The sequence below is a fragment of the Methylophilus sp. Leaf414 genome (genome assembly GCF_001425425.1).
Taxonomy (GTDB): Bacteria; Pseudomonadota; Gammaproteobacteria; order Burkholderiales; family Methylophilaceae; genus Methylophilus.
Genome location: NZ_LMQQ01000001.1, coordinates 378,348 through 394,513 on the forward strand (window position 1 = coordinate 378,348; position 16,166 = coordinate 394,513).

Here is a 16,166-nt window from a genome sequence, read left to right on the forward strand (position 1 = left end):
TTCATGCCATCCAAAAGATGGGTGTTTCAATAACTGTCCTTACACCATAGGAAAATCCTGATGAAATTAGCAATGATTGGCTTGGGCAAAATGGGCGGCAATATGGCTGCACGTTTGCTTCGTCACAAAATCAACGTGGTTGGTTTTGACTTTAATACCGAATTCGTAAACAAATTAGTAAAAGACGAAGGCCTGGAAGCAGCAACCTCAGTTGCTGATGCAGTTAGCAAACTGGAAGGCCAAAAAATCGTCTGGTTGATGTTACCAGCTGGTGAAATCACTGAAAACCAAATCAAAGACCTGATTCCACTGTTGAACAAAGGCGATATTATCGTTGATGGTGGTAACTCTAACTACAAACACAGCCAACGTCGTGGCGCTTTATTAGCTGAACATGGTATCGGCTTTATCGACTGTGGTACTTCCGGTGGTATCTGGGGCCTGGATAATGGCTATTGCCTGATGTACGGTGGCGAAAAACAATACGCTGACGTATTGGCACCTTATGCACAAGCATTAACACACGCTGACCGCGGTTGGGCACACGTTGGTCCAGTCGGTTCCGGCCACTTCACCAAAATGATCCATAACGGTATCGAATACGGCATGATGCAAGCATTTGCTGAAGGTTTGGACCTGATCAAAGGCAAAGAAGATTTCCATCTTGACCTGGCGCAAATCACTGAATTGTGGCGTCATGGTTCTGTAGTACGCAGCTGGTTGCTTGACCTGACTGCAGAAGCCCTGAAAGACGACCAGAAATTGGAAGCCATTGCACCATATGTGGCTGACTCAGGTGAAGGCCGCTGGACAGTGGTTGAAGCGGTTGAGCAAGGCGTTGCCGCCCCAGTACTGACAGTGGCATTGCAAGCACGTTTCCGCAGCCAGGACTCAAAAGGTTACAGCTATAAACTGCTTTCCCTGATGCGTAATGCATTTGGCGGTCACGCAGTAAAAACCAAGTAATAAAACAGGCCTCTCTTGATGAGAGGCTTTTTTGCTTATTACTAGTGATGTTTAAAATATGGGAAAGGCTTGCCCTTTCCCGTTTACATTTTTATCTTAAGGTTAGAAATGACGAATAAAATTGATCCATGCACACTGGTGCTGTTTGGCGCTAGTGGTAACCTGGCCAGAGTAAAACTTTATCCTGGCTTATTCAGGCTGGACTCACTGGGCCGCTTGCCAGCAGAACTGAAAATTGTCGGCGTTGGCCGCCAAGTGGTTGATCTTGAAGCCTGGCGTGCAGACATCAAAAGCATGCTGGATGCCAAATTTAAAAAAGGCTACGACCAGGTCGTGTTTGAGCGCTTTATTGCGCGTAACTTTTATCATGCCAATCCGCCAACCGACCCTGATGCATTCAGCAAGCTGAAAGCAAAGCTGAGCGATGAGTCTGTATTCCCGCAGAATCTGGCCTACTTCCTGTCAGTACGTCCGGTGGATTTCGCTCCGGTAGTGGAATCACTGGCGAATGTCGGCCTGACACAAGAAGACAAATACTGGCGCCGTGTGGTGATCGAGAAACCATTTGGTACCGATCTGCCATCTGCGAAAGAACTGCAAGCAGCAATTACCAAGCACCTGAAAGAAAGCCAGATCTACCGTATCGATCATTACCTGGGTAAATCTGCACTGCAAAATATCTTGCTGCAACGCTTTACCAATACTGTGCTTGAGCCGATCTGGAACAACCAGTATGTGGACCACGTACAAATCACCAACACCGAAATGCTGGGTGTAGGCGACCGCACCCAATTCTACGACAGCACCGGTGCATTGCGTGACATGTTGCAAAGCCACATTTTGCAAACCCTGGCACTGACCGCGATGGAATTGCCTAAGGACTTATCTCCTGAAGGTGTGCGTGACGCAAAAATCGCATTGCTGGAGCAAATTCGCCCGATTCCGGTTGATGAACTGGAAAAACACGCATTCCGTGCGCAATATAGCGCTGGCGAAATCAATGGCGAAAAAGTACCAGGCTACCTGGAAGAGCTGGGCAACAATGACAGCGTGGTTGAGACTTATGCCGCACTGAAACTGTTTATCGACAATCCACGCTGGAAAGGCGTGCCATTTTACATCCGCACCGCTAAACGCCTGCACGAAGCCGATACACGTATTGCTATCCGCTTTAAAAAAGCGCCGCTGCAAATCAATGACCAGGACCAGAACTGGCTCATCATTGGTATTCAGCCACGCGAATGCATCAAACTGGAAATCCAGTCCAAGATCCCTGGCCTGGATATTCAAACGCGCACCATCCAGCTGGATGCCGCCAACCGTTGGGATAGTGATGACTCTGTAGACGCATACGAAGCTTTATTGCTGAACCTGATGCAAGGTGACAACTCCAACTACCTGCACATTTCTGAAGCTGAAGCGCAATGGCGCCTGGTTGATCCGGTCGTTAAAGCCTGGGCTGAAGACAAGCGTCCGGTATATCAATACCCTGCTGGCAGCCGTGACCCGGCTGCGTCTAAAGTGATCTTCGAAAGTGAAGATCAGTTCTGGCGTTACAGCATTGAATTGGGCGGCGACAAATAAGCACTTGCGGTAGGAATGCCGCAGGCTTAAATAATCGCCAAAAATTCATAAAAAGTTTGCAAAACTGACAGTATTTATTGTTATTATTTGCACCTACTAAAAGCGGAGTTTGAAACTCCGCTTTTTTCTCTTTATTTGCAAGTACACAAGCGCCAAAAAACGCGCAAAGACTGGATATCGGAATGAGCATTAAGTCGGACAAATGGATACGCAGAATGGCTGAACAACACGGCATGATTGAGCCGTTTTCGCCGACACTGATACGCGAAGAGAATGGCGGGAAAATCGTTTCATACGGTACGTCATCATATGGTTACGATATCCGCTGTGCTGACGAATTTCGCGTGTTCACCAATATCAACAGCACCATTGTCGACCCCAAACAGTTTGACCCGCAATCATTTGTCGAAGTATCTGGCAAAGGCTATTGCGTGATTCCGCCCAATTCGTTTGCATTAGCCCGCACGGTTGAATATTTCCGCATCCCGCGCTCGGTATTGACTATTTGTCTGGGAAAATCCACGTATGCGCGTTGCGGCATCATTGTCAATGTCACACCATTTGAACCAGAGTGGGAAGGGTATGTCACACTGGAGTTCAGCAATACAACCCCGCTACCTGCCAAAATTTACGCAGGCGAAGGTTGCGCCCAAGTACTGTTTTTTGAATCTGATGAAGTGTGCGAAACCAGCTATAAAGATCGCGGTGGCAAATATCAGGGCCAGGTCGGCGTTACATTGCCAAAAATATAGCTTTTGAAAAAACTAACAACTACCACAGAGGCACGGAGTAAAAGCATGGCTTTCTCAGTGCCTTTATATTTTGAGCTACACGTTTCAGTGATAAGTTAAGGACTCATTGAATGAAATTTAGATTTCCCGTCGTCATTATTGATGAAGACTTCCGCTCCGAGAACTCTTCCGGTCTCGGCATCCGCGTATTGGCTAAAGCGATTGAAGAGGAAGGGACTGAAGTACTGGGCGTCACCAGTTACGGCGACCTAACCTCATTCGCACAACAGCAAAGCCGTGCCTCTGCGTTTATCCTGTCAATTGATGATGAAGAAATCGTCGAAGAAAAACCGGAAGCGATCGAACAACTGCGTAATTTTGTGCAGGAAATACGTTACCGCAATGAGGAAATCCCGATTTTCCTGCACGGCGAAACGCGTACCAGCCGCCATATCCCGAACGATGTGTTGCGTGAACTGCATGGCTTTATTCACATGAATGAAGACACGCCCGAGTTCGTGGCGCGTCTGATTATCCGTGAAGCTAAAGCTTACCTTGATAGCCTGCCGCCGCCTTTCTTCAAGGCTTTGACACATTACGCTGCCGATGGCTCTTATTCCTGGCACTGCCCTGGTCACTCTGGTGGCGTGGCTTTCCTGAAATCGCCAGTAGGCCAGATGTTCCACCAGTTTTTTGGTGAAAACATGCTACGTGCCGACGTCTGTAACGCGGTTGATGAATTGGGCCAGTTACTGGACCATACCGGCCCGGTGGCAGCTTCAGAGCGCAATGCAGCACGCATCTATAACTGCGACCATTTGTACTTTGTAACCAACGGCACATCGACTTCCAACAAAATCGTCTGGAACTCGACTGTTGCCCCGGGTGACATTGTGGTGGTTGATCGTAACTGCCATAAATCCGTGTTGCACTCGATTATTATGACCGGCGCGATTCCGGTGTTCCTGATGCCGACCCGTAACCATTTCGGTATTATCGGCCCCATCCCGAAAAGCGAGTTCGCCTGGGAAAATATCCAGAAGAAAATCGCGCGCAACCCGTTTGCCAGTGACAAAAATGCCAAACCACGTGTATTGACCATTACACAATCTACTTACGATGGCGTGTTATATAACGTGGAAGAAATCAAGGAAATGCTGGATGGCAAGATCGACACCCTGCACTTTGATGAAGCCTGGTTGCCACATGCGACTTTCCATGACTTCTATGGTGATTACCATGCCATTGGCGCTGACCGCCCGCGTTGTAAAGAGTCCATGGTGTTCTCTACCCAATCCACCCACAAACTGCTGGCCGGCTTAAGCCAGGCTTCGCAGATTCTGGTGCAAGATGCACAGGACAATCATCTGGACAGGGACTTATTCAACGAAGCCTACCTGATGCACACCTCGACCAGTCCACAATATTCGATTATTGCCAGCTGTGACGTCGCTGCTGCCATGATGGAAGCCCCTGGCGGTACTGCTTTAGTGGAAGAGTCGCTGAAAGAAGCGCTGGACTTCCGTCGCGCCATGCGCAAGGTGGACGAAGAATGGGGCACCGACTGGTGGTTTAAAGTCTGGGGACCAACAGATTTGTCCGAAGATGGCCTGGAAGAGCGCGATGCCTGGATGCTGAAAGCCAACGAGCGCTGGCATGGTTTCGGCAACCTGGCCGAAGGCTTTAACATGCTGGATCCGATTAAAGCGACTATCATTACTCCCGGCTTGGACGTGGATGGTGATTTCTCTGAAGAATTTGGTATCCCTGCAGCCATTGTGACCAAATATCTTGCTGAACACGGTGTGATTGTAGAAAAAACCGGCCTCTATTCGTTCTTTATCATGTTCACTATCGGCATTACCAAAGGCCGCTGGAACACCATGGTGGCTGCGTTGCAGCAGTTTAAAGACGACTACGACAAGAACCAGCCATTATGGAAGGTATTGCCGGAATTCGTACAGAAACATCCGCGTTATGAGCGCATAGGCCTGAAAGATTTGTCTACACAAATCCATGAAGTCTACAAAGCCAATGACGTCGCACGCCTGACAACGGAAATGTATTTGTCGGATATGGTGCCTGCCATGAAACCTACTGATGCCTTCTCAAAAATGGCACACCGCAAGATTGAGCGTGTGGCGATTGATGATTTGGAAGAGCGTGTCACGGCAGTATTGCTGACGCCCTACCCGCCTGGCATTCCATTGCTGATTCCTGGCGAGCGTTTTAATAAGGTAATTGTGAATTACCTGAAATTTGCACGCGAGTTTAACGAGAAGTTCCCTGGTTTTGAGACGGATAACCATGGATTGGTGAAGCAGTTGGTGAATGGTAAAGCAGAGTATTTTGTTGATTGTGTTAAGCAGGAAGATTAGGAATTAGCTAAATTGTCATAGAGTTAGCGCAATGAAAAGTTAACTGTATATGCTTTATGCTCCGCTACATTTCACCACCCGGCGAGTTACGTTTCTTGTTTACCCAAAGAATCAGTAACTCGCCGCGCCGTGGGGCGGAAAACATTGGTTAGCGCTAAAACTAGATATCTATGTAAACAGTACTCAAACCAACAGTTAATGTGTGCTAGACACGCCTCTGATACACTAAATCACTGTAGTGCAAGCCTTTTTCCGAAACATTAGCCTCTTCAGAAACCAGCTCCCAATCAGCCATTTCAATGGCTGGAAAAAATGCATCCCCTCGTACTTCTGAAAACACACGTGTGAGATACAAGCGTGTCACAACTGGCAAGCCCTGCAGATAAAGCTCAGCCCCACCAATCAGAAATGGCTCGCTATCTCCCGCACACGCCGCCAGCGCCTCGGGAATCGAATGCACCACCTTCGCCCCTTCAACCTTGTAATCCAGATCGCGAGTAACAATGACAGTCGTCCGCCCCGGCAACAATCGCCCCAGTGACTCATACGTTTTGCGGCCCATAATAATATGATGCCCCATGGTGAGTTTCTTGAAACGTTTCAAATCTTCCGGCAGGTGCCAGGGCAGCTGGTTATTGTGACCAATCACACGGTTATCCGCGTGCGCTACGATCAGGGAAAGTGCTTGCATCGTATTCTTCTTAAAAAGCTGAAAGGCGTTTCAAGTCATTGATAATCACCTGGCTATGCCCGTCGGGATTCACATTACTGTAGATCTCCGCAATGGTGCCTTGCGGATCAATGACAAAGGTTGTGCGTTTGGCTATCTGGATCACCATCAGGTTAAATAATGCACCATAGGCATCTGCAACCTGGCCATTGGTGTCGGCAAGCAAGGGGAACGGTAAACGATGTTTGTGCGCAAACCCGGCATGGCTGGCAACGGTATCGACGCTGATGCCTACTACCTCGGCGCCCAAAGCATGAATTTGCTGGATATCGTCACGAAACTGACAGGCTTCTTTGGTGCAGCCGGGTGTATCGTCTTTAGGGTAGAAATAAAGCACCACCCATTTGCCTTGCCAATCGGCCAGGCGACGCGTTCCGCCCTGTGCATCCGATAGTTTAAAGTCTGGTGCTTTCATGCCTACACTGAGTCTTGCTGAAGGCTGGCTATACTGACGATAGCCCCATACGGCCAACCACAATATCAGCCCATACATAACCAGTTTGACAAGCATTCGCATTTTTCCTCTCTAAATCAGACCCCAAGGCGGATGGGCCGTTGACGCAATAAGCTGCTTATTGTACCTTAAGGAAGCTATGGTTAAGAGCAGCTTCCAAGCCAAACTTGGTGCAAATATAAAATTTTTACACGGTATATATCTGATATATAAGGAGAAATTTTTTAGAGCAACATGTTTAGCTTTAAAGAGTGTTCAAGCTATGCATACTTAAATCCGCCATTTACTTTTAAGGCACACTACAAACGCGTGAAGTATCGCAGTCATCCACATGAATAATGAAGCCATCGCAAAACTGCTGAAACTGATCGCCGCCGACCCGCTGAGGTGGGAGGCATATCAGAAACTGGCGGGGCTGATGCTGCAAAATGATGAGTTTCATGCTGCCGAGCAATATCTGTTGCAGGCAATCAACTTGCAGCCGAAGGCACTGCAATTGCGGCTGCAACTTGCCAACTTGCAGATGCGCACCCAGCAGTTTTCAGCGGCGCATGACTCATACAAGGTGGCGATTAAACTGGATGCCAGGCAGGCACAGAGCTATTACCTGGATGCTCGCGCACTGAAAAACCTTGGTCGCGCACAAGAGGCAATTCTGCGTTTGCGCACGGTGACCAAGCTGGATCCGCAGCACATCCAGGCATTTACCGAATGCGTCGATTTGATGCTACAAACTCAGCAGTTTGAACAGGCGGTGACTGTACTTAAACAGGCAGTCAGCGCACATCCTGAACACGTACATTTTCACTATCGGCTCGGCGTGTTACACCAGCAATTACATGCGCCTGCTGAAGCAGTGGCCTGCATGGATACCGCCATCAAAATTCAGCCTGACTTTGCCGAAGCACACCATCAGCGTGCATTGATTTTGCAAATGCAAGGGCAACATGCAGATGCATTGAAAGCGTTTCATCATGCTATCGCCTATCAACCCAACTTGCCGGTGCCCTACAATAATCGCGGTGTCGTGCTTTGCCAGCTTGGTAAATACCCGGAAGCAATTGCTGACTTCCGGCAGGCATTACAGCTGAATCCCGGTTATGCGTCTGCTTACTGCAATCTTGGCCTTGCACTTTACGAAAACGGCGATACCGATGAGGCTTATGAGTGCCTGGAAACGGCATTAAAGCACGCACCCGCGCATGCACAGGCACGCTACGTCCTCAGCATGTTAAAACTGGCACGTGGTGAATACGAAGATGGCTGGCCGATGTACGAATCACGCTGGCAGGTTTTACCAGCTGGCGCATTGCCTAATCGACAATTGTTATGGACAGGTGACACGTCCCTGGTTGGCAAAACAATTCTAATTCTTGCCGAACAAACGCTGAGCGACACTCTTCAATTTTGCCGCTATATCCAGTTAGTCAAGGCTTTCAAGCCCAACCAGATAATAGTCGCCGTGCCAGATGCATTGTTCAACTTGTTCAATGAATTATGGGGTCATGCCGAGGTGATTCAGGTCATCCGGCAGGATGGCCATGCCCTGCCACATTTTGATTTGTATTGCCCCATGCTGAGTTTGCCGCTGGCGTTCAAGACTGTTACTGAGGCAATTCCTGCTGCGCTACCCTATCTGCAGATTGCAGAGCGGCATGCGCAGCCATGGCAAGATCTCCTTGGCCCGGCAAGACGATTGCGTATCGGTGTGAATTGGTGCGGTGATGCGCATAACAAATATGACCGCCAGCGCAGTATTCCGCTACATTTGATGGCGCCATTATTGAAAATGGAAGTTGAATGGCACAGCTTGCAAAAAGAGTTCCGGCGTGAAGATCACATCATGCTCAAACGATTCCCCATGCTGGAATGCCATCATCCTTTACTGGCTGATTTTACCAATACTGCCGGCTTGATCATGCAAATGGATTTTATCATTTCGGTAGATACGGCTGTCGCGCACCTGGCTGCGGCACTGGGCAAAAAAGTATGGCTACTACTGCCTGAACAAGCCCATTTCCGCTGGTTACAACAGCCGGAAACCTGCGCGTGGTACCCGGGCATGCGATTATTCAGGCAGGCGCCTGACACCTCATGGGAAGCTTTGATTGATACGGTGCATCAGGCCATTACCGATGTACTTAGCCAAAGTTACCGAGCGGAATAACTATTGCGCGTTAGGCACGCCAACAATGTGCATGACACGTGGCACATCCACATGCAGCAACTGCGCAATGTCTTTGTAATCGTCCGGCAACGCCGCGTTATCCCATCCATCGGCAGAATGTCTGGCCAGGTTGACGGCAAATTGCACATTCCGCACCCGCGGCAGGTGCGCACGTTGCTCATCCATCAGGTCATTCAGCAATGAAGGTAAATTAAAGGTGCGCACCAACTCAGCCTGCAAATCAATGACCTTGAATCCCAACACTTCTTGCTGAACAGCGCGGCTGCGTAACGTTTTATCAGCTAACTGGCGCTTATGCACTTCACTCATGGCATCCGGGTTAAAACACCACATCAGCATTTCGGCAAAGTCATGCAGTGAGGCTGCCACACGTAATTCTTCAGCATGCAAATCCATTAAATGGGATGCAAATTCCGCAGCAAAATAGCCAGCGCGATGGGCACGCACAACGAGTTTGATTAAATCGACCAGTGCAGCCACATGTTTGCTTAGCATCTCTTCCACATGCGGCACGGTAGGAATTTGCTCAAAGAAAGTACTGGTGCCCATCATGATAATTGCCTGCTCTACCTGCACCAGGTCTTGCAATTGGTGGCGGCTACGATGGTTATTGGCAAAGGTCAGCACCTTAAAAGTCATCAGCGGGTCATTAATCACAACGCGTGTAATATCACGTGCGCCGGTTTCATCTTCGTGCTCATGCAGCTGTGCGAGCTCCCTGGCGGTTTGCCGCAATACAGGAATATCAGCATTTTCAAAAAATGCCACCCAATCGGAAATGTTCCGGTTGGCTCTTGCCTCGGTAAGTGTCACCATCTAAACGCTCCTGCTTTAGTTTTGTCCGCCTGAGTATAAAACAATGCCAAGCTTCCGAATGTGTCGATGAGTCACTGAATTCACTGCCAGTTTTCATCATGAGCTGACTGTTTCAGGGCTATAAAAGGCTTGTTTCTTTAGGCATGAGACCCAATCTGCTATGTTAGAATGCAGTCTTTGTGACTAGCTTCAGAGTCAGGTGCTATGCCGCGACTCCCCTGTGACCAAATTTATGGCAATTATTCTGCATACACCCGAAGATATTGAAAAAATGCGCGTGGCTGGCCGGCTGGCTTCAGAGGTGCTGGACTACATCACGCCTTTTGTCGTCGCTGGCGTCACTACCAATAAACTGGATCAGTTATGCCATGACTATATCGTCAATGTGCAACAGGCCATTCCTGCGCCTCTCAATTATGCACCGGATGGTCACACACCTTACCCAAAATCAATATGCACTTCGATTAACCAGCAGATTTGTCACGGTGTGCCTAGTGAAAAAGAACTGAAAAATGGTGACATCGTTAACCTCGATATTACAGTAATCAAAGATGGTTACCATGGCGATACATCGCGCATGTTCCTCATTGGCGCCGTCTCACCACAGGCCAAGCGTTTATGCGAAATCACCTATCAGGCGATGTGGCGTGGTATCGAGAAAGTAAAACCTGGCAATACCCTGGGCGATGTCGGCTATGCGATTCAATCTTTCGCAGAAAAAAATGGCTACAGTGTGGTGCGTGAGTTTTGTGGCCACGGCATCGGCAAAAAATTTCATTGCGAACCACAGGTGCTGCATTACGGGAAGCCTGGCAGCGGCGTCACCCTTAAACCTGGCATGATTTTCACCATTGAGCCTATGATTAATGCCGGGCGGCGCGAGATCAAATTCATGTCTGATGGCTGGACAGTAGTGACTAAAGACCGCAGCCTGTCTGCACAATGGGAGCACACTATCGTCGTCACCGATGATGGTTTTGAAATCATGACCGTTTCCGACGGGTCTCCCCCACGTCCAACCCTGTAATATCCATTCCATACCATGCCAGTGATAGCCAAAGAACAACTCAAGCAGTGGCGTGAGTCGTTCCAGCGATCACAGCAACAGCTTGCTGCCGCTTATCTGGCAAAACCTAATGCCAAAGTCCTGTTACAGCAAAATACCCGCCAGCTGGACCAGCTATTACGTGACATCTGTATCGCATTCGAATTACCCGCGACAGTCAGCCTGATCGCTGTCGGCGGCTATGGCCGTGGCGACATGTTCCCGCATTCAGATATCGACCTGCTGATTTTAATGCCGGAAGAGTGCCCTGCTGCTTTGCAAACCGAGATTGAATCGCTGATTGGCGCCTTGTGGGATATCGGCCTTAATATTGGTCACAGCGTACGTTCGCTGAGCGAGTGTCTGGCTGAAGCGCAACTTGACGTGACGATTATGACCAACCTGCTGGAAGCACGCTGGCTCACAGGCCACAAGCCTGCTTTCAAAACCTTGATGCAATCATTGCATGCACAATTAGATAAACCGCGTTTCTTTGCGGAAAAGCTACGTGAGCAGCAGATCCGTTACTCAAAATTTCACGACACTGCTTACAACCTTGAACCAAACATCAAGGAAAGCCCGGGTGGCTTGCGTGATTTGCATATGATTTTATGGATAGCACAGAGTCAAGGACTAGGCCACGACTGGCAAGACCTGGTGCATACGGGTTTGCTCAGCCATGCACAGGCAAGACAACTCAAAAGCCACGAACGTTTACTGCAAAACTTGCGTATCCGCCTGCATTTGTTAGCCAAGCGACGCGAAGACCGGTTGGTATTCGACTTCCAGAATACCCTGGCTGAACAAATGGGTTACCAGACCACTACGCAAAAACGCGCCAGCGAACAGTTGATGCAAGGCTTTTACCGAAGCGCCAAAGCCATCATTATCGAAAACGAAGTCTTGCTGAAGCTGATGCATGCGCGTGTCACTCCCCAGAATGAGCCTGCGACGGTCATTGATCAAGATTTTGTCCTGTCGCATGGCCTGCTAAGCGCACAAGCGCCTGACTTGTTTCAACGCAAGCCCGAAGCTATTTTGCGCTGTTTTCAGTTGCTACAGCAACACCCTGCCATCGCAGGATTCAGCGCGCCATTAGTCAGGGCGTTACAGGCTGCGCAACCGTTGATTGACAACACGTTCCGTCAGCAATCGGTGAACAAGGCGTTATTCCTGCAAATTCTACAAGCCAAAGAAGGTGTCCACCGTAGCCTGCGGCGCATGAATCGCTACGGCATCCTGGGGCGCTACATCCCTGTGTTTGGCCGCGTCATCGCGCAGATGCAGCATGACTTGTTCCATGTGTATACCGTGGATGAACACACCATGAATGTGTTGCGCAACCTGCGCCGCTTTGCAAAACCTGAGTTGCGCCATGAGTTTCCATTGTGCAGCCAGTTATTTGCAGAATTTAGCCAGCCGCATTTGCTTTACCTGGCAGCTATTTTCCATGACATAGCCAAAGGTCGTGGTGGCGACCATTCTGTGCTTGGTACCATCGATGCCAAACGCTTCTGCCAAAAACATGGCTTACCCAAAGCAGACACTGACCTGGTCGCCTGGCTGGTTGAAGCACACCTGAAACTCTCCAGCACCGCACAGAAAAGTGATTTATCTGACCCTGATGTGATTGAAGCTTTCGCAAGACTGGTAGGCTCGGAGTATCGCCTGACGGCTTTGTATTTACTCACGGTGGCCGATATTCGGGGCACCAGCCCGAATGTGTGGAATGCATGGAAAGCCAAATTGCTGGAAAGCCTGTTTTTACAAACACGCCGCGTATTGCAGCAATCATTGAATACCGACGCACAACTAAGCCTGCGCAAGCAGGAAGTCCTGCAAAAACTCAGCAGCTTCAACATGAAAGAAGATTCAGTACTGCCGTTGTGGCAAGCGTTCGGCGAAAGCTATTTCAACCGATTTGACAGTGATGAAATCGCCTGGCAAAGCCGCTTGCTCATCCCGCATATGCTAACTGAAACCGCCATCGTGCGTGCCAGACTTAGCCCCAAAGGCGACGGCATCCAGGTCATGATTTATAGCCGGGACCAGAAAGAGATTTTTGCCCGTATTTGCCATTTTTTCGACAGCATGCAATACAACATCGTACAGGCCAGAATCTACACCACCGCTCATGGCTATGCGCTGGATAACTTCATTGTGCTGGAGCCTGACACGCATCAAATCAGTTACAACGGCTTGTTAAAGCATATTGAGCAAGGCCTGACTGAACAGCTTTCCGGCACCATAGCGATTCCAACGCCTATCCGGGGCCGCGTCAGCCGGCAGGTGAAACACATGCCATTAACAACGCAAATTTTCATTCGCCCTGCCAGTACGCACAACGACCAACAACAGTTTCAACAGCTGGATGTGATTGCCAATGACCGGCCTGGGTTACTTGCCTGTATGGCGCTGGCATTACTACACAATGATGTCGCTTTGCACAATGCCAAAATTAACACCTTGGGCAATCGGGTGGAAGATAGCTTTCTAATCTCAACCAGTGATGGAAAGCCACTTGATGATACTCAAATCGACGCATTGAAAGCGGCTTTTAGCGAGCTTTGATATTCTTCATACGGGATCACAGTACCCCACATACTCACCACATTCAACTGCATCCTATCCCTATCAATTTAGCCATTAAAAAAACTACAAATTTCATAAAGTTAAAAAATTATCGTATAAATTATTTGGTTAAACATTTCTACATTACACAGCAATATGAATGTGGCAAAAATACAAAAAGATGAAATTCATTGTTGCTGAAGACAGATCGGTCTAGCTTTATTTTTGCATTGCTTGCTATATTTTCAACCACTATAACTTATTATTTCTCGTGGTTAATGACAACAATGAAAACAGCCCATCTCATTGTATCCCTTATTATCGCAGCATCTTCAATATCACTCTCACAAGCTGGCACATTAGGAATCGCGGCCGGTAGTTATGATTTCGACGGTTCGCATTCTGCCGCTGACTTTCGCCTGGAATATGAGGCTGATTCCAATATATGGCTGGACAATCTTAAACCCTGGGCGGCTGTGCAAACCACCACCGACGGCACTATTTGGCTGGGAGGTGGATTGTTGTACGACTGGCAGTTTACTCAAACCTGGCATTTGAAACCCAGCCTGGGCGCCGGTTACTATAGCCGCGGCAGCAGCGATCTTGATCTGGGCCATCCGCTAGAGTTTCGTTCGCAATTGGAAATTGCCAAGGATATCAACGATCAACAAAGCCTTGGACTGGCAGTCAGCCACTTATCAAACGCCGATCTAGGCAATGAAAACCCTGGCGTTGAAGTATTAAGTGTTTATTGGCACTATAAATTCTAGCCTTAATATATCGATAGCACCGATTCATCAGCTTTATCCCCATACTCACGCCAGCGACTTGTGACCAGCGGATGATTTAAACCCGATGATGGCTTAAAATATAGCCTCACATGTTTACTTATCCGCAACTCACTCCACTCGAACAAGCCAGTTTACCGAAACTGATTGCCCAACCAAGTGCTATCCCGAATAAATTTGAGGATAGTACGCATCAGCTGTTTTATTGCCAAACGGCGGATGGTGAAATGGTGTTGAAAGTTTGCAATCAGACGAATATAGGAAAATCTCACTTCTGGCTAGGCGCAAACCGTTTATTTGCCGCTGACTTTCCAAACAGTTTGGGCACTATCCATTTGACGCACAATTTTTTGGAAAGAAATGGTGCCCTCACCGTGCCTGATTTTGCCTCAGCAAGTAGCAATCGATTTGTAATCAGCCGTTTTTTAACCGGGGAAGATGTAAAACCGGAGCTTATCGGCGATTTGTGGGTAATACAGTTAGCCGAACATATCGCAAAACTGCATCAATGCACATACGCCAGCTGGGGCAAGCTACATGCGCCGGAACTTTCTGCAAAAGACTGGGCCAGTCGTTTGCGGGAAACCCTAGTTTTTTTGCTTGAGCAGCACGACGCGCCCATTGCTGAACCGTTACTTACTGAAGTGTTAGCGCAAGCAAAAAATATCCAGGAAATCGAATTCGTCCCCGTGATGTTGGATTTGCGTTGGGATCAGTTCCGTTGTTTAAGCAACAATAATCTGGCGCTGATTGATCTTGATGCGTTCGTGATTGCACCACGTGCACTGGATTTGGTCTTACTTGAATATGTATTAACACCCGCGCAATTGGCTTTATTTAAGCAACATTATATTCAAACGCATAGCTGGCCTGACCACACTGCCAATACACTCTGCTACCAGCTACTGTTATTTTTGATGAATATACTGGGTGAAACTGATTTGGCAAAGTGGATGCAGCGTATATAAATCAATCACTTTTATCGCCTTTAGCATTCAAGCTTGTTGCCGGTAAAGCTTCACCCAACTGATAAAGCCTACAATCGCCAGGATAGTGTTCAGCACAAATAAAGCGGCAGTAGCGTAATAACCTGTTTGAATATACAAAAGCGTGGCAGCGCCATCAATCACCGCCCAATATAGCCAGTTCTCCAACACCTTCCTGGCGATCAGCCAGGTATTCATGACAGAAAAAACCGTCGTATATGCATCTAAGACAGGGCTTTGCGATTGTCCGCTTTTTTGCAAATAGGCACTTACCATAGCACTCACGACCACGCCGACAGCAATAAAACCAACATGCCAAAGCCAGGGCCAACGGCTGATCGATAACGTGTCAGTTTGCTTGCCATGTGTATGCCATAGCCAAAAGCCATAAATCGCCATACCCATATAATAGAAATTCAGCAGCGCCTGCATAGGAAGCTGACCTTCCCAAAACAGCGCGGTGTAAACCAGCGTGCTCAAGAAAGCAAACAGCCAGCACCACTGCGACTCTTTAGATGCCAGCAGAATATAGGCAACACCCATCAAGGCTGCGGCAATTTCCCATGAAGACATTTGCTGAAATGCAGTCAGGACAGGCTGAAGATTATCTTGGTTCATGGCTGGAAAGCACCTAAGAAGTTAACAAATGGTGGCTATACATCAACAACATCAGCCCTGTCAGTGCCGATAAACTTCATTACAAACACACTGTGTGGCAGCGCATTGAACACTGCTTCCATTTCCGCATCCAGGCAATCCATCACTTCGCGATATTCACCGAATACTTGCGTCGCCAGGCTGTTGCGCTTTACCACCAGATTTTTATTGACTTCGAGTTTATTAATAAACTCGAGAATAGGCTCTACATAACCTTCGGTTAAAGGGTATAAACTGATATCGACTGAAATACGCATATAAACTCCAACAAG

The 16,166-nt window shown here is 48.3% G+C and carries 14 protein-coding genes; 9 read left to right on the forward strand and 5 right to left on the reverse strand.

What is annotated here, in order from left to right; all coding sequences use genetic code 11:
- The first annotated feature begins 60 nt into the window (after window positions 1-60).
- The 4 genes from gnd (at window position 61) to ASG24_RS01805 (ending at window position 5,659) form a co-directional block, all read left to right on the forward strand.
- On the forward strand, window positions 61-966 hold the full coding sequence (gene gnd / locus ASG24_RS01790) for a phosphogluconate dehydrogenase (NAD(+)-dependent, decarboxylating) (protein WP_055825673.1): 906 nt from the start codon (window positions 61-63) through the stop codon (window positions 964-966).
- Window positions 967-1,074: 108 nt separating this feature from the next.
- A complete protein-coding gene (gene zwf / locus ASG24_RS01795) occupies window positions 1,075-2,550 on the forward strand; it encodes a glucose-6-phosphate dehydrogenase (RefSeq protein ID WP_055867199.1) in 1,476 nt (491 codons plus the stop codon).
- A 182-nt stretch (window positions 2,551-2,732) separates the two neighbouring features.
- Window positions 2,733-3,302, forward strand: coding sequence for a dCTP deaminase (dcd, locus tag ASG24_RS01800; protein ID WP_055825679.1), 570 nt, complete (start codon window positions 2,733-2,735; stop codon window positions 3,300-3,302).
- 110 nt (window positions 3,303-3,412) lie between these two features.
- The gene (locus tag ASG24_RS01805) at window positions 3,413-5,659 is read left to right on the forward strand and encodes an arginine/lysine/ornithine decarboxylase (protein ID WP_055825685.1); all 2,247 of its coding nucleotides are present in this window, start codon (window positions 3,413-3,415) and stop codon (window positions 5,657-5,659) included.
- 205 nt (window positions 5,660-5,864) lie between these two features.
- On the opposite strand, the gene ASG24_RS01810 is transcribed toward ASG24_RS01805, so the two are convergent.
- Together ASG24_RS01810 and ASG24_RS01815 are read right to left on the reverse strand one after the other, a co-directional pair.
- Window positions 5,865-6,350 (reverse strand): dihydrofolate reductase, encoded by a 486-nt coding sequence (locus ASG24_RS01810; RefSeq protein ID WP_055867201.1) that lies wholly within the window; start codon window positions 6,348-6,350, stop codon window positions 5,865-5,867.
- A gap of 10 nt (window positions 6,351-6,360) precedes the next feature.
- Window positions 6,361-6,900: a peroxiredoxin gene (locus tag ASG24_RS01815; RefSeq protein ID WP_055867204.1), complete on the reverse strand. Its 540-nt coding sequence runs from the start codon at window positions 6,898-6,900 to the stop codon at window positions 6,361-6,363.
- Window positions 6,901-7,174: 274 nt separating this feature from the next.
- Here ASG24_RS01815 and ASG24_RS01820 point away from each other — a divergent pair, with 274 nt between their 5' ends.
- Window positions 7,175-9,010: a tetratricopeptide repeat protein gene (locus ASG24_RS01820; protein ID WP_055867207.1), complete on the forward strand. Its 1,836-nt coding sequence runs from the start codon at window positions 7,175-7,177 to the stop codon at window positions 9,008-9,010.
- On the opposite strand, the gene ASG24_RS01825 is transcribed toward ASG24_RS01820, so the two are convergent.
- Complete coding sequence (locus ASG24_RS01825) at window positions 9,011-9,847, reverse strand: HDOD domain-containing protein (RefSeq protein ID WP_055867210.1); 837 nt, start codon at window positions 9,845-9,847, stop codon at window positions 9,011-9,013.
- A 232-nt stretch (window positions 9,848-10,079) separates the two neighbouring features.
- Between ASG24_RS01825 and map the strand changes: the two genes are divergently transcribed.
- The 4 genes from map to ASG24_RS01845 all read left to right on the forward strand — a co-directional run bounded on the left by map (window position 10,080) and on the right by ASG24_RS01845 (window position 15,219).
- Window positions 10,080-10,874 carry a type I methionyl aminopeptidase gene (map, locus tag ASG24_RS01830; RefSeq protein WP_055825702.1) on the forward strand — a complete coding sequence of 265 codons (795 nt, stop codon included), beginning with the start codon at window positions 10,080-10,082 and terminating at the stop codon, window positions 10,872-10,874.
- A 15-nt stretch (window positions 10,875-10,889) separates the two neighbouring features.
- The gene (locus tag ASG24_RS01835; RefSeq protein ID WP_055867213.1) at window positions 10,890-13,463 is read left to right on the forward strand and encodes a [protein-PII] uridylyltransferase; all 2,574 of its coding nucleotides are present in this window, start codon (window positions 10,890-10,892) and stop codon (window positions 13,461-13,463) included.
- Window positions 13,464-13,750: 287 nt separating this feature from the next.
- Window positions 13,751-14,233, forward strand: a complete 483-nt coding sequence (locus tag ASG24_RS01840) for an acyloxyacyl hydrolase (RefSeq protein WP_055867215.1) — start codon at window positions 13,751-13,753, stop codon at window positions 14,231-14,233.
- 110 nt (window positions 14,234-14,343) lie between these two features.
- On the forward strand, window positions 14,344-15,219 hold the full coding sequence (locus ASG24_RS01845; RefSeq protein ID WP_055867220.1) for a hypothetical protein: 876 nt from the start codon (window positions 14,344-14,346) through the stop codon (window positions 15,217-15,219).
- A 27-nt stretch (window positions 15,220-15,246) separates the two neighbouring features.
- Here the strand turns inward: ASG24_RS01845 and pnuC are convergent, their stop codons facing one another.
- A complete protein-coding gene (gene pnuC / locus ASG24_RS01850) occupies window positions 15,247-15,855 on the reverse strand; it encodes a nicotinamide riboside transporter PnuC (protein WP_055867221.1) in 609 nt (202 codons plus the stop codon).
- A gap of 35 nt (window positions 15,856-15,890) precedes the next feature.
- A complete protein-coding gene (locus ASG24_RS01855; protein ID WP_055867224.1) occupies window positions 15,891-16,151 on the reverse strand; it encodes a YkoF family thiamine/hydroxymethylpyrimidine-binding protein in 261 nt (86 codons plus the stop codon).
- Window positions 16,152-16,166: the final 15 nt, after the last annotated feature.